This is a genomic window from Corynebacterium sp., from assembly GCF_030538285.1.
GTDB lineage: Bacteria > Actinomycetota > Actinomycetes > Mycobacteriales > Mycobacteriaceae > Corynebacterium.
This window is the reverse complement of sequence record NZ_JAUNUG010000009.1, coordinates 1-20379: the sequence shown is the minus strand read 5'-3', so window position 1 is coordinate 20379 and position 20379 is coordinate 1. Positions and strand designations below refer to the sequence as shown.

The 20379-nt window shown below is 65.6% G+C and carries 24 protein-coding genes; 7 read left to right on the top strand and 17 right to left on the bottom strand.

Annotated features, from left to right (window positions below):
- Positions 1–15: 15 nt before the first annotated feature.
- On the top strand, positions 16–1203 hold the full coding sequence (locus Q4G50_RS04665; protein ID WP_303376481.1) for an MFS transporter: 1188 nt from the start codon (positions 16–18) through the stop codon (positions 1201–1203).
- A 45-nt stretch (positions 1204–1248) separates the two neighbouring features.
- Positions 1249–2790 carry a copper oxidase gene (locus Q4G50_RS04660; protein WP_303376480.1) on the top strand — a complete coding sequence of 514 codons (1542 nt, stop codon included), beginning with the start codon at positions 1249–1251 and terminating at the stop codon, positions 2788–2790.
- On the opposite strand, the gene Q4G50_RS04655 is transcribed toward Q4G50_RS04660, so the two are convergent.
- Positions 2787–4286: a TM0106 family RecB-like putative nuclease gene (locus Q4G50_RS04655; RefSeq protein ID WP_303376529.1), complete on the bottom strand. Its 1500-nt coding sequence runs from the start codon at positions 4284–4286 to the stop codon at positions 2787–2789. The two genes, Q4G50_RS04660 and Q4G50_RS04655, sit on opposite strands and share 4 nt — an antisense overlap.
- An 80-nt stretch (positions 4287–4366) precedes the next feature.
- Between Q4G50_RS04655 and Q4G50_RS04650 the strand changes: the two genes are divergently transcribed.
- Together Q4G50_RS04650 and Q4G50_RS04645 are read left to right on the top strand one after the other, a co-directional pair.
- Entirely contained in the window at positions 4367–5002 is a 636-nt protein-coding gene (locus tag Q4G50_RS04650; protein WP_303376528.1) for a DUF6474 family protein, read from the top strand.
- Positions 5003–5113: 111 nt separating this feature from the next.
- The gene (locus Q4G50_RS04645; protein ID WP_303376479.1) at positions 5114–5461 is read left to right on the top strand and encodes an Lsr2 family protein; all 348 of its coding nucleotides are present in this window, start codon (positions 5114–5116) and stop codon (positions 5459–5461) included.
- Positions 5462–5467: 6 nt separating this feature from the next.
- On the opposite strand, the gene Q4G50_RS04640 is transcribed toward Q4G50_RS04645, so the two are convergent.
- Positions 5468–6106 carry a response regulator transcription factor gene (locus tag Q4G50_RS04640; RefSeq protein WP_303376478.1) on the bottom strand — a complete coding sequence of 213 codons (639 nt, stop codon included), beginning with the start codon at positions 6104–6106 and terminating at the stop codon, positions 5468–5470.
- A gap of 7 nt (positions 6107–6113) precedes the next feature.
- Complete coding sequence (locus Q4G50_RS04635; RefSeq protein ID WP_303376477.1) at positions 6114–7379, bottom strand: sensor histidine kinase; 1266 nt, start codon at positions 7377–7379, stop codon at positions 6114–6116.
- Here Q4G50_RS04635 and Q4G50_RS04630 point away from each other — a divergent pair.
- Positions 7378–7950, top strand: a complete 573-nt coding sequence (locus Q4G50_RS04630) for a DUF2020 domain-containing protein (protein ID WP_303376476.1) — start codon at positions 7378–7380, stop codon at positions 7948–7950. The genes Q4G50_RS04635 and Q4G50_RS04630 overlap by 2 nt on opposite strands.
- Here Q4G50_RS04630 and Q4G50_RS04625 read toward each other — a convergent pair.
- Positions 7947–8099, bottom strand: coding sequence for a hypothetical protein (locus Q4G50_RS04625; RefSeq protein ID WP_303376475.1), 153 nt, complete (start codon positions 8097–8099; stop codon positions 7947–7949). The two genes, Q4G50_RS04630 and Q4G50_RS04625, sit on opposite strands and share 4 nt — an antisense overlap.
- Complete coding sequence (locus tag Q4G50_RS04620) at positions 8100–8921, bottom strand: class E sortase (RefSeq protein WP_303376474.1); 822 nt, start codon at positions 8919–8921, stop codon at positions 8100–8102. It lies immediately after the preceding gene.
- 100 nt (positions 8922–9021) lie between these two features.
- On the opposite strand from Q4G50_RS04620, the gene yidC reads away from it, so the two are divergent.
- Positions 9022–10281, top strand: coding sequence for a membrane protein insertase YidC (gene yidC / locus Q4G50_RS04615; protein WP_303376473.1), 1260 nt, complete (start codon positions 9022–9024; stop codon positions 10279–10281).
- Here yidC and Q4G50_RS04610 read toward each other — a convergent pair.
- From Q4G50_RS04610 to Q4G50_RS04595, 4 genes are all read right to left on the bottom strand, one after another.
- Positions 10208–10837 (bottom strand): TetR/AcrR family transcriptional regulator, encoded by a 630-nt coding sequence (locus Q4G50_RS04610; protein ID WP_303376472.1) that lies wholly within the window; start codon positions 10835–10837, stop codon positions 10208–10210. The two genes, yidC and Q4G50_RS04610, sit on opposite strands and share 74 nt — an antisense overlap.
- Positions 10838–10962: 125 nt before the next feature.
- On the bottom strand, positions 10963–11229 hold the full coding sequence (locus tag Q4G50_RS04605; protein ID WP_303376471.1) for a GlsB/YeaQ/YmgE family stress response membrane protein: 267 nt from the start codon (positions 11227–11229) through the stop codon (positions 10963–10965).
- Positions 11230–11429: 200 nt separating this feature from the next.
- Positions 11430–12326, bottom strand: coding sequence for a universal stress protein (locus Q4G50_RS04600; protein ID WP_303376470.1), 897 nt, complete (start codon positions 12324–12326; stop codon positions 11430–11432).
- 141 nt (positions 12327–12467) lie between these two features.
- Positions 12468–12614 (bottom strand): hypothetical protein, encoded by a 147-nt coding sequence (locus tag Q4G50_RS04595; RefSeq protein ID WP_303376469.1) that lies wholly within the window; start codon positions 12612–12614, stop codon positions 12468–12470.
- Here Q4G50_RS04595 and Q4G50_RS04590 point away from each other — a divergent pair.
- The gene (locus Q4G50_RS04590; RefSeq protein WP_303376468.1) at positions 12550–13614 is read left to right on the top strand and encodes a pseudouridine synthase; all 1065 of its coding nucleotides are present in this window, start codon (positions 12550–12552) and stop codon (positions 13612–13614) included. The two genes, Q4G50_RS04595 and Q4G50_RS04590, sit on opposite strands and share 65 nt — an antisense overlap.
- Here Q4G50_RS04590 and Q4G50_RS04585 read toward each other — a convergent pair.
- The 8 genes from Q4G50_RS04585 to Q4G50_RS04550 are packed head-to-tail and all read right to left on the bottom strand — an operon-like array spanning position 13574 to position 20214.
- Positions 13574–14056, bottom strand: coding sequence for a Na+/H+ antiporter subunit E (locus tag Q4G50_RS04585; protein ID WP_303376467.1), 483 nt, complete (start codon positions 14054–14056; stop codon positions 13574–13576). The two genes, Q4G50_RS04590 and Q4G50_RS04585, sit on opposite strands and share 41 nt — an antisense overlap.
- Complete coding sequence (locus Q4G50_RS04580) at positions 14053–15549, bottom strand: proton-conducting transporter membrane subunit (protein WP_303376466.1); 1497 nt, start codon at positions 15547–15549, stop codon at positions 14053–14055. The genes Q4G50_RS04585 and Q4G50_RS04580 overlap by 4 nt, the downstream gene beginning before the upstream one ends.
- Positions 15546–17027 (bottom strand): complex I subunit 5 family protein, encoded by a 1482-nt coding sequence (locus tag Q4G50_RS04575; protein ID WP_303376465.1) that lies wholly within the window; start codon positions 17025–17027, stop codon positions 15546–15548. The genes Q4G50_RS04580 and Q4G50_RS04575 overlap by 4 nt, the downstream gene beginning before the upstream one ends.
- Entirely contained in the window at positions 17021–18448 is a 1428-nt protein-coding gene (locus tag Q4G50_RS04570; protein WP_303376464.1) for a complex I subunit 5 family protein, read from the bottom strand. The genes Q4G50_RS04575 and Q4G50_RS04570 overlap by 7 nt, the downstream gene beginning before the upstream one ends.
- On the bottom strand, positions 18445–18717 hold the full coding sequence (locus Q4G50_RS04565; protein ID WP_303376463.1) for an NADH-quinone oxidoreductase subunit K: 273 nt from the start codon (positions 18715–18717) through the stop codon (positions 18445–18447). Before Q4G50_RS04565 ends, Q4G50_RS04570 begins: the two co-directional genes overlap by 4 nt.
- The gene (locus Q4G50_RS04560) at positions 18714–19625 is read right to left on the bottom strand and encodes a hydrogenase subunit MbhD domain-containing protein (protein WP_303376462.1); all 912 of its coding nucleotides are present in this window, start codon (positions 19623–19625) and stop codon (positions 18714–18716) included. The genes Q4G50_RS04565 and Q4G50_RS04560 overlap by 4 nt, the downstream gene beginning before the upstream one ends.
- Positions 19622–19927 carry a monovalent cation/H(+) antiporter subunit G gene (locus Q4G50_RS04555; protein ID WP_303376461.1) on the bottom strand — a complete coding sequence of 102 codons (306 nt, stop codon included), beginning with the start codon at positions 19925–19927 and terminating at the stop codon, positions 19622–19624. The genes Q4G50_RS04560 and Q4G50_RS04555 overlap by 4 nt, the downstream gene beginning before the upstream one ends.
- Positions 19924–20214: a hypothetical protein gene (locus Q4G50_RS04550; RefSeq protein ID WP_303376460.1), complete on the bottom strand. Its 291-nt coding sequence runs from the start codon at positions 20212–20214 to the stop codon at positions 19924–19926. Before Q4G50_RS04550 ends, Q4G50_RS04555 begins: the two co-directional genes overlap by 4 nt.
- Positions 20215–20379: the final 165 nt, after the last annotated feature.

The window sequence follows — 20379 nt, the reverse complement described above, 5'->3', positions numbered from 1 at the left end:
GGCGACGATGGTGCCATGAGCCCAGGACTGCAGCGCACCGACCGTGACTACCGACGCGCCGTCCTCGCCATGCTCGCCGCTGGCCTGGCCACCTTCAACGCGCTTTACGCCACTCAGGCGCTGCTGCCGACCCTCGTCGAGGACCTCGACATCACGCCCACCGCCGCGGCGCTCACTGTCTCGGCGGCGACGGGCATGCTGGCGATCTTCATCGTGCCGATGTCGATCCTCTCGGAGCGCTTCGGCCGCGGCCGCCTGCTCATCATCTCCGCCCTGAGCGCCACCGCGCTCGGTCTGCTCCTGCCGTTGGCCAGCGACGCCACCACGTTGATCCTGCTGCGCGCCCTACAGGGCATCGCCATCGCGGGCGTGCCGGCCGTTGCCATGACCTGGCTATCGGAGGAACTCGACCCCGCCCACCTGGGCCGCGCCATGGGCGTCTACATCGCCGGCACCACTGTCGGCGGGCTGACCGGCCGCCTCATCCCGGCGGGCCTGTTGGAGATCGTCGACTGGCGCCTGTCACTGGTCGCCAGTTCCTTGGTGGCGCTGTGCATGGCGATCGTCATGACGGTCCTGTTGCCCAAGCAACGGCGTTTCGAGCCGAAGAAGATCGGCCTCCGCAGCGAGGTCTCCGCGATGCTCGGCCACCTGTCCAACCCGCGGCTGGTCGGTTTGTTCATCATCGCGTTCGTGGGCATGGGTGTGTTCGTGTCCCTGTACAACTTCTTCGGTTTCCGGATGATCGAGCACTTCGGCCTGTCCCCTGCCCTGGTCGGCGTGATGTTTTTCATGTACCTCTCGGGCACGTGGAGTTCGGCCCGCGCCGGCGCCCTGACCGATAAGTACGGGCGCGGCCGGGTGCTGGTCGCCGGGGCTACGCTCATGCTGCTCGGCCTGTTGGCGACGATGTCGGGGTGGTTGCCCGGCGCGCTCATCGGGCTGTTCCTGTTCACGGCGTCGTTTTTTGCCATGCACTCCACGGCGTCGAGCTGGATCGGTCTGGCGGCCACCAGCCACCGCGCCGAGGCGTCGAGCATGTATCTGTTCTCCTACTACGCCGGATCCTCCCTGGTGGGCGCGGCGACGGGCGTGGTGTTCGCGGCGGCCTCGTGGTCGGGGTTCATCCTGGTGCTGGCGGCGATCCTGTTGCTGGTCGTGGTCACTGCCCTGGCCTTGGGACGCGCCGAGAAACGCCACTGATTTACCACGGTTTTATCCGCGCCAATGAGCGATTAATGTCAGGGTATGGCTTCGCTCCCCTGGCATCGCATCGCCAGCCGGCCGGTAACGGTGTGGATGCTCCTGTTCCTTCTCGCCGGGCTCACCCACACCTTCATCCCCGGCTACCGCTGGGTGCTCATCCACCTGTTCACGCTCGGTGTCGTGGGCAACTCGATCGTTTTGTGGTCCCAGACCCTCACCGGCCGCTTTCTCGGGCAGGACACCGCCTGGCGGCCACTGGTAGCCAGGCTCGCGGTGTTCAACCTCGGCGTGGTGCTCACCGTCGCCGGGCAGCTCACGGACCTGCTCCCGCTCACGCACGCCGGTGTCGCGGTGCTGGCGCTCGCCCTGCTGTGGCACGCGCTCGCCCTGGGGCGGGCATGGTGGCGCGCAGGTCGCCACCGCCACCGCCCGCTGGTGGCCGGATACGTCATATCCGCGCTTTTCTTCCCGATAGGCGGGTTCCTCGGCGCTCTGCTTGCCGACGACACCTCAGAGGAGCTGCTGGCCGCGCACCTGGCGGCGACTTTCCTCGGTTTCGTCGGTATCGCGGCGGCGGCGTCGTTAAGCATCCTTTTCCCAGCCATATGGCGCGTGCAGGGCACCGCGCCTTTCACCCCGATGCTCGTTGCCCTCACGCTGGGCGCGGTGGGTGCCATCGCGGTCCCGCTTATCGACGCCCCCCTCTTCCTCTACGCCGCCGGCTGGCTCCTGGGCCTGGTGGGCTGGCTACGGCAGGTCGCTGAAGTGCTGCGCGATCCCCGCGACCGCATCGGCTTTGCCTCCGTGTCGGTGCTGGCCGCCGTGTTGTGGCTCATCGGCTCCCTCGTCGCCCTCGGCTTCGGGCACCGTCCTGTCCTGCCGCTGCTGGTCGGGTTCGCCGCCCAGCTACTCCTGGGCGTGATGAGCCACCAGTTGCCTGCCGCCATGCGGGGTGGGCCCGGCGCGGTGCGGGCCGGCGCCCGGGAGATGGAGCGGGCCGGATTGTTCCGGGTCACCCTGGTCAACGGCGGTCTGGCAGTGTGGCTGGCGGCCGACAACTCCTGGCTCAAGGTCGCGGCATCCGTCCTGTGCCTAGGCGCACTCGCCGCCTTCTTGCCGCTGATGCGCCGGGCCTCGCGCGCCCAGATCGCGGTGATCCGAAAGCAGGCGGAAGCTCCCCCACGCCCCAGCGAGCCGCGCCCGGCCTGGAATCAGGTCACGGCCGGGGTCGCAGTCCTCGCTCTACTGCTCGGCGCTTTCGGCGGGCTGGCCAGCCCTTCCACCACAGTTGTGGGCACCGGGGCGGAGCAGGTCACGCAGGTCGAGGTGCGCGCCGTCGGCTACCGCTTCGAGCCAGACGTCATCGACGTCCCGTCCGGGCATCGGGTGCTCCTGCGCCTGCGTAACGACGACCCCGAGCTCGCCCACGATCTCCGCCTCGACTCCGGTGTCACTTCCGGTCGCCTCGTCCCTGGCGAGGAGGTCGAGATGGACCTCGGTGTCATCACCGCTGACCTCGACGGCCGCTGCACCATCGCCGGGCACCACGCCCAGGGCATGGTGTTGTCCATCCGGGTGCTCTAGAGCTTCTCGACGCCCGGCGCACCCGCCCGCAGCCACTCCCGCACCGCGGCGGTGGCCCGGCAATCATCCTCGTTGTACTGCAGAAGTTGATGGCGGGCCTGCATGGCAGCGGCGTCGGTGCCACGGGAGACACGGCGCGCGTTGACGGATTCCTCGCCGTCGAAATCCCCGTCGTCCCAGGTGTAACCGGCCTGCGGGGCCACCACCTTGAGTCCCAGACCACCGGGCCCCACCAGCTGTGCACGCACCAGACGGAACACGTCCACCCACTCGGGTGAGGAAATGAAGGCCTTCACCTCAGCCTCCGTGGGCACGCCCTGACGCCCGGCGAAGCGGCGGGCACTCATGGTCAGCCAGTGGTTTTCCCCATGGTTGGACCAGCAGTAGGCGGCAAAGCTCTTCCCCTCGGTCTGGGCCTGGGCCCGCCGGTCCATGAGCCAGGACCAGAAACGGGCGAAATTCTCAGCCTCCCCCTCCCCGCCGAGAGGTTCCCACGTGGCGAAGCCGTGGTAGTTCTCCCCGTCGAAGGCACCCCACAGGTAGGCGCCCTGATCGAGGTAGGCCTCCATGTCCACGTCTATCTCCACATCCGCGCGGGGCGCGCTGACCTCGTCGACCTTCTTCAGCAGGACCACCCCTTGACGCCAGGCGCGGGCGAGGCGGGAGGGGTCGCCGAGGTCGGCGTCGATAAGCGCGGACACCGTCGTGATACCCTCCTCCCGCCATTTCCGCGCCCGATCACCGGGCAGGTAGAGGGAAATGTCATCCACCGCGCGCAGCTCCTGCTCGCACAAGGGCCAGAAGCGACACGACGCACACTCCTTCACCCGGCGCGGGGCATCCGGCAGCTCCGCGTCGAGGGCGGCCTGCACAGCTGGCTGCAGCGGTGCCGTCGGCGCCAGAAACGCGCGGCTGCGGTCCTGCCCGATCGCCGCACCGAGCCCGGAATCCACCCCGATATCCGCCAGGGCACGGGCCGCAAGGGCCAGCCGGTAACCGTCGGCGACGTGGTGGCGCAAGCGAAACGCCCCATTGACCGGCTGCCCCAAGCCCAGGCGCGAGGTGGCGAGGACGGGAGTGCTCGCGCGCTCATCGGCCCGTGCTACCCGGTGGTTGGAGATAATCACCGGCAGGTAGCTGCCGTCTGCGCGGCGCACCAGGATATCCACCTCAACGCGCCACCCATCGCCAGTGAACACCGCACCAGTAATCAGCGTGGCCTCCGCCGCCAGGGCCTCCAGCGTGGCCATCTCCGCGTGGAAGGGGTCTTCCTCGTGGGGGACGGGCGGGATATCGAGGCGCAGGAAGCGTTGGCGATCGCCACGCGCCGGGCGCTGCGGAAGGAAAGCGTGGACGGCGTTGCGGGCGGCGTCGATACGCTCCAGTCGCATGTGGGCCGCGCGGGTGCGCGGCACTTCCGGGTGGCGGAACCGCTGGACCTGCCGGTAGCGGCAGCCCACCAGATCAGCGGCGCTCACGTACTGGGCATTCACAATGGCGTGAGCATAGCCCACGATGACAGGTAATGTTGAACCCGACCACGAAACGTGACAACAACTACTTAAGGCTGATCAACATGGGCATTTTCGAGGCGATCCGCAAGAGCCGCGCCAAGACCAAGGCAGAGATCCAGGCCGCCAAGGCACGCGCGAAGCATGACGCCAAGCAAGAGGCGAAACTGCAGTTGAAGCAGGAGAAGCTTCTGCAGAAGTTCGAGAAGGACCTTCTCAAGGAAGAGAAGAAGGGCCTCAAGGCCAAGCGTAAGCACGAGCGGAAAATGGCCGAGAATACCCTCGAGCAGATGAAGCAGGGTCGCCTCAATGCCGGCACCTTCAAGCGTTATGCGGGATTTGCGCGCGTTGCACTGCCGGTTCTTCTGCCGGTCATTTACCGCGCCATTACCGCCGGCCGGGAAAAGCTCGTGGACACCCGCGCGCGCCGCCTCGGCGTCTCCGCCGATCAGCTCGCCCAGTTCTCCGGCCACGGCGCTGAGATCAAGGCCCGCATCGACGGTATTCAGCGTTCCCTCGACGATGATCACCTGCCGAAGGGCTTCGTGCAGGATGTGGGGGACCGTCTGCAGGAATTGCACTCTGCCACCGACAACGCCGAATTCATGACCCCGGAGCAGCGTCGCCGCGCGCACGCCACCATCTCCCGCGATATTGACGGCGTGACCCAGGAAATCCAGGATCGCCTGGCCCGCGGCTAATAGAGACCTTTTCTTCTCTACAGGCTATTGGCATTTACCCGTCCGCACATTGTCAGCGAAATGCGTTTAAGATGAGAAATGTCAATAACCGCAATAGAGGAGAATTAAGTCATGGCTCGCCGTGAAATCACCCAGTATTTCGATGACCTCGACAACTCACCGCTCAAGGACGATGAGGTGAACATCATTCGCTTCAGCGTTGACGGTAACAATTACATCATCGATCTCTCGGAAAAGAATGCCGCCGCATTCCACAAGGATCTCCAGCCGTGGGTCGACGCCGCACGCAAGGACACCGGCGCTACTAAAACCACCCGCACTTCCGGGCCCTCGGCCGCTGCGAAGCGCGAGCGTTCCCGCGCGATCCGCGAGTGGGCACGCTCCAAGAACATGGAGGTCTCTGACCGCGGCAAGATCGCGGCCAGCATCATCGAGGCCTACGACGCGGCCCACGCCTAGCGGCTCTTAGAGCACACCCTGTTCGCGGGCGGCCGCCACGGCGGAAGTCCGCGAACGCACCCCCAGCTTGTCGTAGATGTGGACGAGGTGGGATTTCACCGTCGCCTCCGAGAGCATGAGCTCATGGCCGATCTCCCGGTTGGAGGATCCGCCAGCGACGAGGGTGAGCACTTCTAGTTCCCGGGGGGTCAGTGAGGTGCGGGGGGTTCGCACGCGCGTCATCAGCCGGTCGGCGACGACCGGGGACAGTGCCGAATCCCCTTCGGCGGCCGAACGCACCGCGGCCAGCAGTTCCGTCGGCGGGGCGTCTTTGAGCATGTAGCCGACCGCGCCGGCCTCGATGGCACCGAGGATGTCGGCGTCGGTGTCGTAGTTGGTCACCACCAGCACCTGCGGCGGGTTGGACATGGAGGCCTTGATCCGGGCGGTGGCCTCCGCGCCGGTGGTCACCCGGGTGCCTTCCACGCCGGGGCCGAAACGCAGGTCCATGAGCAGCACGTCGATGCCCCCGGCCTGGGCGGCGGCGACAGCGGCATCCGCTGTGGCGACCTCGCCCACCACCTCAATGTCTTCGGCGTCCTCCAGCACGGCGCGCAGCCCCATCCGGACGATTTCATGATCATCGGCCAGCAGCACTCGGATCATGAGAGCATCAGACCCCTTCCTCGGTCGGTTTCACTGTGTCGAGTGTAGTCGGAACGGGCAGGGCCACAGATACAGCGGTGCCGTAGCCGGGCGTGGACTCGACCTCCACCACCCCACCTTGTTCGGCGGCGCGACGGCGCATCGCAGCGAGCCCGACATGTCCCAGTCCGGCGGGCCGCTCGTTGACCTCGGTGACATCGAAGCCTTGCCCGTTGTCGACGATATCGACGCGTACCTCATCAAGTTCGTAGGTCACCGTCACCCGGCAGCGACTGGCGCGGGCGTGCTTGGCCACATTGCCCACCGCCCCCTGCGCGATCCGCAGCAGCGCGGCCTCCGCCTTCATGGGCAGCTGGCGTTCCTCCCCTTCGACACCGACCTCGATGCTCAGCTCCCCGGCGGCGGCGAAGCCATCGGCCATGCGCTGCAGGGCACCTTCCAGGGAGGTCTCCGCCAGCGAGGCCGGCTGGAGGGCGGCGATCATGGCGCGGGCCTCGCCGAGGTTGTCTTTGGCGGTGGTGCGGGCGAGCTGGAGGAAGCGGGTGGGGCTGGCGAGTTCCTCCTCACTCAGTCCCGTTTTCTGCAGGTCCCGCTCGGCGGAGTGCAGCAGCATCTGGATGCTCGACAAACCCTGGGCGACGGTGTCGTGGATCTCGTGGGCGAGACGCTGGCGCTCCTCTGTCACACCGGCGGCCCTTTCGGTTTCCGCGAGTTGGGTCCGGGTGGCCATCAGCTGTTCGATGAGCTCCTCACGTTCCCGGTTGATGCGTACCAGGGTCCGGAATGCGTAGTGGATCGCCAGAACCACCGCCGCGGATACCGCCGGCCCCATCACTCCGCCTACGGTCAGCCCGCCCGGCACCTGCGTGAACACCGAGGCTAAGGTGGCGGCGATGACCGCGACGACACCCCGGATATCGTCCATGACCTGCAGATAAAGAAAGAACAGGGAGAACACCAGGTAGATGCCCACCGGGGAGGTGAGCATCGCCAGCACCCACAGCATGGTCAGGCTGGCCAGCCAGGCGAGCTTCGTGCTCTCCCGCCACCCGGGCGCTAGTGCCGTGCCGTAGAAGTAGAGCACCGCGAAACCGGAGCACAGCAGCAGGTTGAGCGCTGCCTCACCGAAAGGGAGGTTGACGGACGACACCAGCGCGGCGATGAGCAGCACAGTCGTGAGGATGTGGACACCGTCGGTCAGCGCATCCTCATCCGGGGCGCGCGTCCGCCCGAACTTCTCGATATCCCCCCGTGGCTCTAGGCTGGTCTCCATGCGTGTCAGCCTACTTCCCGTGCTCGCCCTCAGTGCCGCCCTGGTCGGATGTGCCGCCGAGGAGGAGCTTATCGACGCCCCCGTCCACACCACCACCGAGGAGGCACCCCCAGCCGCTGACTCCGGCCTGCCGCACGACGCGCTGCCGGAGATCCCCGCAGGACGGGAGTCCTTCGAGGAGTGCCCCTACCTGGATACCCAGTGGGTATCCGACACGAACGGGCAGCGGACGCTGGGGGTGGGTGTCGATAAGCGATTCGACACGCCGGCCTGCGTGTACTGGTCCTACCCGGAAGGACCGCACCTGAGCGTCATCGTGCGGGACATGCCGGATACGGATGCCGCGATCCAGGTCGTGGACTGGGCAGCACCCATCGACGTCACTGAACCCGCCGAGGAACCTGAGGGCTGGTCCGGCGGGCGCGCCGGCGGCGGCATGGTCCCGGACTGGGAGGGCTCGCTCTACGCGGTGCAGAAGGACAACCGCGCTGTGGTGGTGTTCAGCAACCAGGAGCAGTCCCTCAAGGCCGAGTTGGTGGCCAAGGAGGTCATCGCCAACCTCGGGCTCTAGACCGCCACGTCCGCGTAGGGCATGAGGGTGGACACCCAGGGGAAGACAACCTCCATGAGCAGGAGGAACACGGCCGCCACGAGGATGAGTACAACAATGAGCTTGACCGGCCAGGGGCCGGGCAGGGCGCGCCACAGGGGTCCGTACATTTAGCTTTCCTCCAGTACTGCCGGTCGCTGCCCGGCGATCTTCGGGGTCGCCTCGACCTCCATGGCGTGCACAATCATGCGCTCTGCGTTGGAGAACTGCGGATGACACGTCGTCAGCGTGATCAGGCCCTCCATCTCCGGATCAACCTGCGTGGCGGCCAGACCCGGCACCGGGTTGATCACCTCGATGGCGCCCGGCAGGGTGATGTAGCGGCCCTGGACGGAGGCGTATTCACCACCCGTGACGCGTTCGACCTGTTCCGGGGTCAAACACCCGGTGGCCGCCGCCCGCCGGGCATCCGCCGCAGCCTCGATCGGCAGCACCCGGTAGGTGATCCACTCCGTCTGCGTTTCCACGACGATGGCGTCACATACCTGCAGATTGCCCAGGTCATTGAAAGGCGCACCCTTGCCCACGCGATGCCCGGCGACGGCGAAGTTACCGGCCTCACCGGGCATCTGGGTCTCCACGTAGCGGCCCGGCCCGGCGATGAGATCCGCGTCGTTGGTGCCTTCGACAATGGCGAATTGGAAATCCGAGCCGAAAGCCGGAATGTACATACGGGCAAAAGCCTCGCCGAGCTCAGGGGTCAGGCGCTGGCGGGGATTGACCCGCTCACCCTCATCTTCGCCCCAGCGCGCCTCCAGGGCGGAGGCCTTCTCATCCTGCAGCCGCCCAGAGGCGATATTCGTCCAGTAGGACTCGTAGAAGGCGAACAGGAGGATCACCACGCCGACGGTGAGCAGCAACTCACCGAGGAACTGGGTGATGCTGAATCCCGGCCGGGACGGGTTCCGGCCATCACTGGCGCGATGACTCATGCGGGATTTACTCCTGGATAACGCTACGATCGACGGGAAGCTCCCTGCAGTCTAACCCCTGCACGCCCGAACCGTAGAAAAGGTCAGGTGACTTACCACCGTGCTGGAACCGTTTATTTATCCGGTCTCCGGAATCCTCAAACTGTGGCACCTTCTGCTGCACTCGGTGTTCGGGATGAACGACTCCACCGCGTGGCTGGTCTCCATGTTCTGTCTCGTGCTAACGGTGCGTTCCTTTCTTATCCCGTTTTTCTGGGCGATGGCGAAATCCGCCCGCATCACCGTTGTCATGCGCCCCGCCCTGGCGGCCCTCAAGGAGGAGTACGCGGAGAAGACGGACCGGGAGTCCTACCTGGAGTATGAGCGGAAAGAAAAAGAGCTCAAGGAAAGCCACGGGCATAGCGTGGCGGCGGGTTGTGTGCCTGCCCTCATCCAGATTCCGGTCTTCCTGGGCCTTTACCAGGTTCTCCTACGGATGGCCCGCCCCCAGGGCGGGCTGGAGGGAGTAGCCCCGGACACCCGGATCGGTTTCCTCAACGCCGACGAGATCAATGCTTTTCTCGACGCCACCGTTGGCGGCGTTCCCCTGCCGGCGTATATCGCCATGCCCGTGGACGCGCTCACCCGCTTGGGCACCACCAGCGAGGCGGTGCGGGATTTCATCATGCCTTTCCTCATCGCCGCGATCGTGTTCACCACCGTGAACATGCTGGTCTCCGTGTGGCGCAACTACCAGACTATTGACTGGGAATCTGCTCTCGCCCGCAAGCTGAACGGCTTCCTCATCGGCATGGTGGTATTCGTGCCGATCCTGCTGCTCTCCCTGGCGCTGACAGGCCCCCTGCCGGTGGCGATCATCCTCTACTGGTTCGCCAACAACCTGTGGACCTTGGTGCAGACCCTCATCCTCTACCCGCTGGTACACCATAAGTACCCACTCAGTGAGGATTTCCGGGACTTCTCCAATGCCCGACGCGATGCGGTCAAGGAGAAGATCCGCGCGAAGCGGCGCCGCAAGTGGAGTATTCGCGGCCGCAAGGCGAAGGGCGCGCTGATGCCGTGGAAGATCCCGGCGATCCGGGCGGAGCTCAAGGAGGAGCAGGAGGCCCGCGAGGCGGAACTCGCCGAGAAACGCGCCGCGGCGAAAGCCTTGGCGAAAGAGAAGCAGAAGGTCCGCGCAGAAGTCCAGAGCGAACGCACCAAGGAAAAGATCGCCCGCTTCGAGCAGCGGCCCACGGTGAAAAAGATCGCCGCATTCACCGCCAAGCGGAAAGCGAGAAAGCAGGCTAAATCGAGTAATCCGCCGGCGGAGCCGACAGCATCTGACGCGCCAGATCCCGAGCAGTCTGCAAAGGAGTGACCTCCCGGGCAAAGCGCGCCCCGGCCAGCCCACCGTCGAGGAAGATGAGCAACTGGTTGGCCTGCGTGGCCGAGGGGTAGCCGTTCTTGGCGCTCAACAGATCGGTCATCGTCTGGTGCATCCACCGGCGGTGCTCCCGGGCGGCGGCGACAATGCCGTGCTCTGATTCCGCCTCGGGGCGGGGGTATTCGTTGGCGGCGTTCTGGAAATGGGAGCCGCGGAAGTCCTTGTCCGGTTCCTCGGCGATGGCCATGTCGAAGAAAGCGAGGATCTTGTCCTCGGCGTCCGTGAGGTCCTTGATGCGCTGCTCCCAGGCCGCGCGATAAGCCTCGTCGAGGTTTTCCAGGTAGGCGATGACCAGCGCGTCCTTGGATCCGAAGAGGGAGTACAGGGAGGCCTTGGCCACGTCCGCCTCGCGGAGGATGCGGTCGATGCCGATGACGCGGATGCCCTCCGTGGTGAACAGGTTGGTGGCGGAATCGAGCAGCCGCTGGCGCGGGCTCGGACGGTTGCGACGACGGGTGGTCGTCTTCTTCTTCGCTGTACCTGCGGCCACGACGTACCTTTCCGGGGTTGTTCGGGACTGGCTTCCCTACACAATATAGACAAACCGGTACGTCTTTTAACAGTCAGGCACGAAAAAACCCGCCCCTCGGGGCGGGTTTCTTAGAGCTTGGGAGGCTACTTCTTGCGGCCGGTGACCATGTTGACGATGGTCAGCAGGATAACCGCACCCAGCAGACAGGTAAGGAAGCTGAAGATCAGACCGCCACCGGCGACATCGACACCGAAGAGGCCGAGGAGCCAGCCACCAAGCAGACCGCCGACCACACCGACGACGATGTTAAGCAGCAGACCCTGCTGAGCGTCGGTGCCCTTGATCTTGGAGGCGATCCAGCCTGCCAGGCCGCCGATGATGATCCAACCGAGGATTCCGAGTCCGAGCATTATGTGTTCTCCTTGCTAGTCATTCATGCGTAATTGAACATACCTAGTGTGCCACAGGAAAACCGGACACGTCCAATGGGGAAACGGAACGTAATCGGATCGTTGCACGACAGATCACAGATCTTTACCCTTCGGAAACCCACATAAACAACAACATCCCGCGGCCCCCGAGGGGGACGCGGGACGTCGATAAGCGGAAACTAGACGTTTTCCGGGCGGACCACCATCATCGGGCACGGTGCCGACTGCAACAGCGCACGCGAGGTGGAACCGAGCAGCATGCCCTTGAAACCACCACGGCCGTGGGAACCAACGACGAGCAGCTGCGCGCCCTCGGAGTTCTCCACCAGTGCACGCACCGGACGATCACGGGTAATCACCTTGCGGACCTGCACCTCCGGGTGCGCATCCGTCATCGGCTGGAGACGCTCGGTGAGCATGTCAACCTGCTCCCGCTCAACCTCCTCCCACTGCTGCTGAGCAGCGGACAGGCCAGCCAGCGAGGCCTGGACCTGCATGTCCATCCAGGTATGCACGGCCACCAGCTCAGCGCCACGGGCGTGGGCCTCAGCGAAGGCGATCTCAGTGGCGCGCTGGGACACATCGGAACCATCGACACCGACGACCACGGGGCCGTACTTGGTGGACTCATCGACCGTGTTGTCCTCACGGACGACCACGACCGGGCAGGAGGCGTGGGAGACAACCGCCGCAGACACAGAACCCATCACCATGCCGGACAGTCCGCCGAGACCGCGGGAGCCCATGACGATCATCGTGACATCGCGGGACATGTCCAGGAGCATGTCGATCGGGGAGCCCTCGGCGATGGTGTGCCCGATCTTAAGCTCCGGCGCGACCTCGTGCGCCACGGCACGGGCCTCGTCGATCTTCTCCATGGTCTCGGACTGCAGATCATCAAAAAGTTCCTGCGGCGGCACCATGCCCTCCGCGTAGAGGAACTGCGGCATCGTGTAAGAAGATGCCAGTCGCAGCGGAATGCCGCGCTTGTTGGCCGTGTTCGCGGCCCATCGGACCGCGTTGTGCGAGGCTGCGGAGCCGTCAACTGCAACGACAACGATGTCTTCCTGAGTCATCTCGTATCCGCCCTTTCCTTATCGAGGATGAGTTTTATGAGTATCACCAACAATTGTAGCCGGTGATGACAGCGCCCGAATGGGATGTTACAACCAGTTTCCGTGACATGTGCACGGAGGGAGGCCTGGCCTCACCTGCATTTAGGCCGGGATATCGATGGGGTGCGCGGCCTCAGAGTTCGCCGGGTAGAGGAAGCCGTAGATGACCTCTGCGATGTTGAGCATGACCGCTCCGATACCCTCGGAGGAGAATTCAATGGCCGGTGTGAGGATTGCGTCAAAGTCCATGTCTTTCAGAGTACAGCCCCCACGCGGACAGCGATCGCCGCTGCCGGTCCGCGATGGCCTCACCGCCACCCGCGCCCGCCTCCCCGCAGATGCCCCGCCGATGAGCGCCGGGGAGTGGATCGGTCATCTCATCCTCACCCAGCGCCACCGGCACCCGGACGATGATGCCCGCGCGTTGCAGGAGCGTTTCGACGCCGGCCTCGTGGTCGATCGCCGCGGCACACCCTTCCGCTTCGACGATGTTCTCACCCCCGGCCAGGACGTCTTCTTCTACCGCATGCCCGCCCCGGAAGAACCCGTCCCCTATGAGATCGATGTGATCTACCGCGATGAGGACCTCCTGGTCGCCTACAAGCCGCCGTTTTTGGCGACGATGCCGCGCGGCAAGCACATCACCGAGACACTCACGGTGCGTCTGCGCCGCGCCCTGGAGCTGCCGGAGCTCACCCCCGCGCACCGCCTCGATCGCCTCACCTCCGGGTTGCTGCTGTGCACCCTGCGCCGCGAGGTCCGTGGCGCCTACCAGCAGCTTTTCGCCGCGCGTGAGGTATCGAAAACCTATGAGGCGATCGCGCGTTTCGATCCCGCGCTACACCCCGGCACCGTGTGGCGTTCCCGCATGCTCAAAGTCCCCGGCGAGATCCAGGGACATATCGTCGACGGCGAGCCCAACGCGGTGACGAAGCTTATCGACATCACCCCGCTCACCGCCGCCGAACAAGCCCAGGTGGAGGCCGTGCATGGTCCGCAGCCCGCGTTGGCGCACTATGTCCTGGCCCCGGAGACCGGCCGCACCCACCAGTTACGCCTGCACATGTGGGAGCACGGGGTGCCGATCCTGGGCGATAACGTCTACCCCCGCATCCACAGCGAAGCGGAGGAGGACTACACCCGGCCCCTGCACCTGGTGTCCACGGGCTTGTCCTTTATCGATCCGCTCAGCGGTGAGCAGCGCAGTTTCAGCGCTCCGCATCGCCTGTTGCCTGGTCGGGCAGACTGAACGCCGCTGCCACGCGCCGCTGCAGCTCATCGAACTGCCGGGCGGGCTCCAGGGTGGGGCTGAGGGTGTGCAGTTCCACGCGGTCGGCGCCTGTTTCGCGCTGCACCATGGATCCGGGCATCAGGTTCATCAACAGCATCGCGCTCTGCCGGGCGGGCCCTGCCGGCAGCCAGACCTGCGTCTCGACTACTTCCGGGGCGATGTCCGGTCTCGCCGCGATAGCCCGGCGCGCCACGTCCACTCCACCGATGCCGGTCTGCTGCAGGAACCACGCCACCAGCCGAGCGGTGCCCACCGGGTGCAGCCGTAGATTCGAGCGCGGAACCAGCACGTGACTCAGCGCCGTGGCTGCCACCACGCTAACCACGCCATACGCCAGGTAGTCGGCGTTCCACCCGGCAAGCAGCAGCCACACGCCGGCGAAGAAAAGGAGCCGGATCATATCCACCACCCCAAGGCCAACAGGGTGCCCAACAAAACCAGGGTGACCACGCCTGAAAGGGTCCATACGCGCACGCGGGATTCGATACCCTCCACACTGCGTTCGGTGAGTTCACCGGCACTGGAAAAGGCCCGAGCCCAATGCTTTGCGACGCCGCGCGTCACCCCATGTACCCGCTCCAGCCCGGCCCCGCCGGTGATGCGGGTGGCGGCCAGGGCGTGTTCACCCACGACGACGAGGTCCCCCGCCGGGACGGGCGTTTCGGCGGGCGCGCGGTGCCACAGCCACCAGCCGAGCGGTATAGCCAGCAGCAGCGGCCACAGCATGTCCCACAGGGTGCCTGGCTCAGGGGTGGGGTGCGTGTAGACGAGCGGCAGCGCGAGCCCGAGAACGCAGAGGGTGAGCCAGCCAAGCAGCTCCTCATCGACCTTGCGCGGCTTGATCTCCATCCGCCGCAGCGCCCACGCGAAACGCACGAGCAGCAGCGTCGATCCGGTGGCCACCAGCGGCAGCAGCAGATACACCCAGTGCTCCTCGACGGATGATTTCGCCTCGTACTTGGCCAGCGCCCCGGAGGTGAAAGGCAGGCCGACGAGTGCCAGGCCCGCCCAGCCGAGTCCGGCCACGGCGATCCAGCGGCGCACGCCCGGCGCCGCGGCCTGCCATACCGGGACCCCGAGGAAGAGTGCCCCCTTGGCCAGGCCGTGGTGCACGGCGTAGACCACCACCGCAGCGGTCACTGACGCCCCCGGCAGGAGCATCCCGGCGGCGATGACCGCACCGAGGAAACCCAGCTGGGAGATGGTCGAGTACGCCAGGATCACCTTCGGGTCGCTCTGCAGCACGCCGATCAGCGGGGCCCCGAAAGCCCCGAGGAGGCTGAGGATGAGCAAGACCCAGGCGAACACATCCACGCCCGCGGGGAGGAAGAGTAACCAGCCGAGGACGCCGGCCTTGACCATCACTCCAGAGAGCACCGCGCTGGCCGCCGGGGGTGCGGCCGGGTGCGCCAGTGGCAACCACACATGCAGCGGCACCAGGCCTGCCTTCACGCCGAAACCGACGATGAGCAGCGCGACGATGAGCTCGCGATGCTCGGAGGAGGCGATGGCTGTGGGGGCGGCGTCGATAAGCATCCCTCCGGCGGCACCGGTCAACCAGAGACCGGCGAGCAGGGCGGTTTCGCTTAAGACCGTCATCACCAGGTAGACGCCGGTGGCCCGGTGCGCGGCTTTTGTGCGCGTGTGGATGACCAGGCCGACCGCCGCGAAACTCATCACCGCAAACGCCAGGTAGAAGCTGATGATGTCGGCGGCGAGGTAGACGCCGATGTTGCCCAGGTAGCTGACCAGCAGGAATACTCGCAGCATGCGGTCGCGGGAGGCGATGAGCGCCACGGCGTAGAGCACGGTCGCCACTGCCACGAGCGGGGCTGAGATGTCATCGAGTCGGAAGGTGGAGCCGAAGAGCAGCCAGGGAATATCAAAGGTCATCGGAACACCCCCTCGGCGACTTGTCCGGCGATGTCCAGCGGCATGAACGGCGCGGACGCGAAGGTGCCGAAAATAAGGACCAGGGCGGTCGTCGATAAGGCGGGAACCAGCAGGGGCAGCGGCTCGCGCAGCCGCTCACCCGGGGCTGCGCGGAACCACAGGCGGTAGACGATCGGCAGGAAGTACATGGCGTTGAGCACCGAGGAGGCCAGCAGCACGGCGATCACCCACGGGTGCGCGGAATCCAGCGCGCCGAGTCCCAGCTGCCACTTAGAGATGAACCCGGCTGTCGGTGGCAGACCGATCATTCCGAAAGCGCCGACCGTGAACGCCACGGAGGTGCCCGGCATGCGTCTGCCCAGGCCGTCCAACTCCGGGATCTTCTTCGCGCCCGCCTCCTCCGCGAACAACCCGGCACAGAAAAACAGGGTGATCTTCATGACACCCTGGTGCACCAGATGCACCACCCCGCCCGTCGCACCCGCCACAGACACGAGCGCGATGCCGAGCGTGACGTAGGAGACCTGCGAGACCGTCGAATACGCCAGCCGCGCCTTGAGATCGCTCTGACGTAGCGCCTGGTAGGAGCCGTAGAGGATGGTCACCACCGCGACGGCGAGCAGCGGATCGAGCACGCCGAGATCGGCGGCCACGTTGACGCCGTAGACGTCATCGATGACGCGCACGATGCCGAACACACCCGCCTTGACCACCGCCACCGCGTGCAGCAGAGCGGAGACCGGGGCGGGGGCGACCATCGCGGTGGGCAGCCAGCCGTGCAGGGGAAACAGGGCCGCCTTCACGCCCAGACCACCGATGAGCAGGGCGAAGATGAGGGTGGCGGCGAGGGGCTGGGCGTCAACAAGCTCCGCGACACCCACCGCACCACCGGGGGCGAAATCGACCGGTCCGGCGTAACTGGTCAGCCAGACGACACCCATGAGCAGCGCTAACCCACCGCTGAGGGTGTAGCGAAGGTACAGGCGCGCCGCGCTTATCGACGCCGCCGTCCCCCAGTGCGCCACCAGCGGATACGTCACCAACGTGAGCATCTCGTAGAAGACGAGGAAAGTGATGAGGTTGCCGGAAAACGAGATGCCCACCGTCGCCGTGACGCACAGGCTGAAGAAGCCGAAGAATCGCGAGCGGTGCTGGCCCTGACCCAGGTAGCCGATGGCGTAGATGGTGGTGAGCAGCCACAGCACCGCCGAGAGCGTGGCGAAGAACAGCGAGAACTCATCCACCCGCAGCACCAGGTCAATGCCCGGGAGGAAGGGGACGGCGAACTCGGGGCGCAGGCCCTCATCCAGCACTACGGGGAAGAGCAGGAACACCAACCCCAGCTTGGCGACGGCCGCCGCCAGGTTAATCGTCGACCGTACCCGCCGCGCGCCTTCCGGGAGGGGGAAGATGAGCAAGGCCGCTACCAACGAGGTCAGCAGCATGATGAGCGGGACATAATCCAGCAGTTCTACCATGGTGCGCCCACCTCCAGCAGCTTCATCAACCACACTCCGCCGAAGCCGGACAGCAGGGTCAGCGTGCCCAAGGCCAGCGGCGGGGCGAGTGCGATAGCAGGTAGGGAGCTAGTTCTCTCCAGCTCGATCTCCTCCTCGACGAGCAGTGGGCCCAAGAGTTTGAGCAGGTAGGCCGCGGAGAGCAGCGTAGCCACCACGACCACGGCCAAAAGCCAGTAGTGGCCGTTGCCTACCGCGGCGGTGCTCAGCAGCCACTTCCCGGAAAACGACAGGGAAAGCGGCATGCCCGCCAAGCCCACCGCAGCCAGGCCCATCGCCAGGATCAGGCCGGGGTGGTCGCGGCCCACCCCATGCAGGCGGGCGATCTCATCGGTGCCATACAGCTCCTTGAGGTAGCCGGCCGCGAGGAACAGCGCCGCCTTGGCGATGCCATGCCCGAGTGCCAGCCCCAGCGTGCCGGCCAGCGCACCGGGAATCGCGGCGGCGTTCGGGATGAGCGGGAAAAAGAGGAAGAAGTATCCCACCTGCGCGACAGTGGAGTAGGCGACCAGTGGTTTCATGTGCGTTTGACGCAGCGCCATGACGGAACCAACGACGATGGCCAGCACACCTGCCCCGGCGAGAATCCAGGTGAGCACCGCCAGCTCCGCAACAAGCTCCGGGGTGGCCACCCACAGCCAGAGGCGCAGCAGCACAAAGAAGGCCGCCTTGATCACCAGCGCAGAAAGCAGCGGGGACACCGGACTGGGGGCGGCCGCATGCGCGGGAATGAGCCAACCGTGCATGGGGGCCAATGCCAGTTTCATGCCCAGACCGATGGTGGCCAGGATGAGTGCCACGCTGAGTACCTCCGGATGCTCGTTCGCCCGCTGCGCCACCTGGGCGATATCTAGGGTGCCCGTCACCGCCACCAGCAGCCCCACGGATACGAGGAAGAGCAGCGAACCAGCGACTGCCACGAAAAGGTAGCGCAGCGCGGCCAGACGGGCCTGCGGGCCGCCCAGCGCAACCAGGCCCACGGCAGTCAGCCCCACAACCTCCAGCCCGACATAGGTATTGAACAGATCCCCGGATACAAACACCGCGTTGAGGCCAGCCCAGCAGCCCAGCCACAGCGGCCAGAAACCGCGTTCCCTCCGCGCCGCAAGCGTCACCAGCCCGCCCACCACGGCGGTGAGCAGGAGAAATAGGAGCGAGAGGCCATCGGCACGCAGCGTGATACCTAAGGGCGCGTCGTAGCCACCGAGGGTGAGCTCGACGGGGCCGCGGGTGACGCTGATCAGCAGGGGCGCCAGCAGCACCGGAAGGATGCCCGCCATGCTGAGCCCGAGGGGTCGGCCGAGCCGCGGGTAGACGGCGAGTGCGCCTGCCAGCAGGGGAAGGAGCACGAGCCCGCCGAGGCTGAACTGCGCGAGGGTCACTGCTTCTCCTCCTCGATCCGGGAGATGAGCAACGCACCCACCGCACTAAACGCTACCGTGATGACCAGGCCGGTAATCACCAACGCGGTGAGCACCGGATCCACGGGCTGCGTGCGCGCGGCCAGGGCAATAAGGAATAGCAGGGTGCCAGCGCCCATGACGTTCATGGCGACTAGGCGCGCGACGCGGTCACGTACCAGGAACATTCGCACCATACCGACGACGATGAGCAATACCGCGAGACTGAGGTAGAACTGGATGAGAGTCACGTCCATTCCTCCAGTCCGAGGTAGAGCAGGTACAGGCCAGCGGTGATACCGATGGTCAGGGCGATCTCCACGGTCAGGATGGCCGCGAATGTGCCCGTTGACGGCCAGCTAAACCACGCGTCACCTGCCACCGGCCCGAGCGCCGCGGCAGCGATGAACACGATGACACCGATGATGAGCGCCGGTTTCAGCAGCCGATGCGTACGCTGCATATCGACGCCCGCCATCTGCAGCAGAATAAGCAGCGCCGCCAACACCGCCCCGGACTGGAAAGCACCACCGGAAGAGGAACTGCCGGCAAAGAGCAACCACAGCCCGAGCAATAGCAATATCGGTGCGGCAATACGCACAAAGAACACGGCTACCTGAGGCAATTCTGCCTGCGGTCCGCGCGGGATCCGGTCACCGCTCAGCACGATCGCGATCACTCCGGCAAACAGCAGCACCGCACTTTCCAGCAGCGTGTCGTAGGCGCGGAATGCCAGCAGCACACCGGTGATCTCATGGGTCACTCCCTCGGGCATGGCGGGGGACGGCTCCCACTGTGGCATCAGTTGATCAGCACGCAGGACCAGCGACCCGAGAATCACCGTGAGCACTGCACCACTGGCAAGCCCGACTGCTGCTTTGACCCAGCGTGGAGCCGCCGGCCCTCCGGGGTCCTGGGAGTGCCCGGGTGCCGCTGGTTGCCTGACAGCCAGCCACACCAGGATTGCGCTGAGCATGCCGGTGCCCAATGCCGCTTCTGCGTAGGCCACATCAAGGGCGCCGAGACGGAGCCACATCAGGCTGATAACGACGCCAAAACTCAGGAAAGAACCCACCTGTGCCCGCCGGTCCGGCACCACCACAATCACGGCAAGGGACACGAGGAGCGCGATGCTGAGCACACCATCGACCATCGTCATACGGTGGCCCCTCCTTTGCTGCCTTGCTCTTCCATCGCGTCCAGCTCCGCTAATGACTGGGCGGATATCGACGCCGAGCCCAGCGCCACCGCCCAGACCAACAGCAGCGCGGCTACGACCACCAGGGATTGCGAAAGGATTCCGACGCCGAGCAACACCAGCCCCAGCCCCAAATTGTCCGCCTTAGTCAGCGCATGGAGTTGGCTACGTACATCTGGGAAGCGGATAAGCCCAATAGTGCCGGCTGTGAAGAAAACCACCCCCACCGAAATGATCACTCCGCCGAGAATATCGGTAATCATGAAGACGGCTCCTCTTCCGCTTGCCGACGCAACCGCGTCCGGTATCCCACCACCGCCACCAACGCGCTGACGGCCGCAAGAGCTGTAAACGTAAGAGGCAGATCCCCGCGGTGGGTGGAGACGGAATCCATCGCGGAGAGTACTGCCGCCACCGCCGCACCCGTGGTGCCGGAAAGCAGGAGGACGAGTAGCCATGTTCCCCGCTGCGGACGGCTTAAGACAGCAACGAGCGCGACCACGAAATTGAGGACCAGAAACGTAACGACACCGCCCAGGAACAGGTCCACGCTCGGCCTCCTCCGCCTGGTCGATCGGGATCGTGTGCGCGTAAGCGCGGGTCAACACTACGACTATACCGAAAAGCCGGGCCTTATAAGACCGCGGCCGCTGTGGTGTGTGGAATCGGGAATGCGAGCGCCCCAGTGCGACGGTGTGTCGTTCTGGGGCGCTCG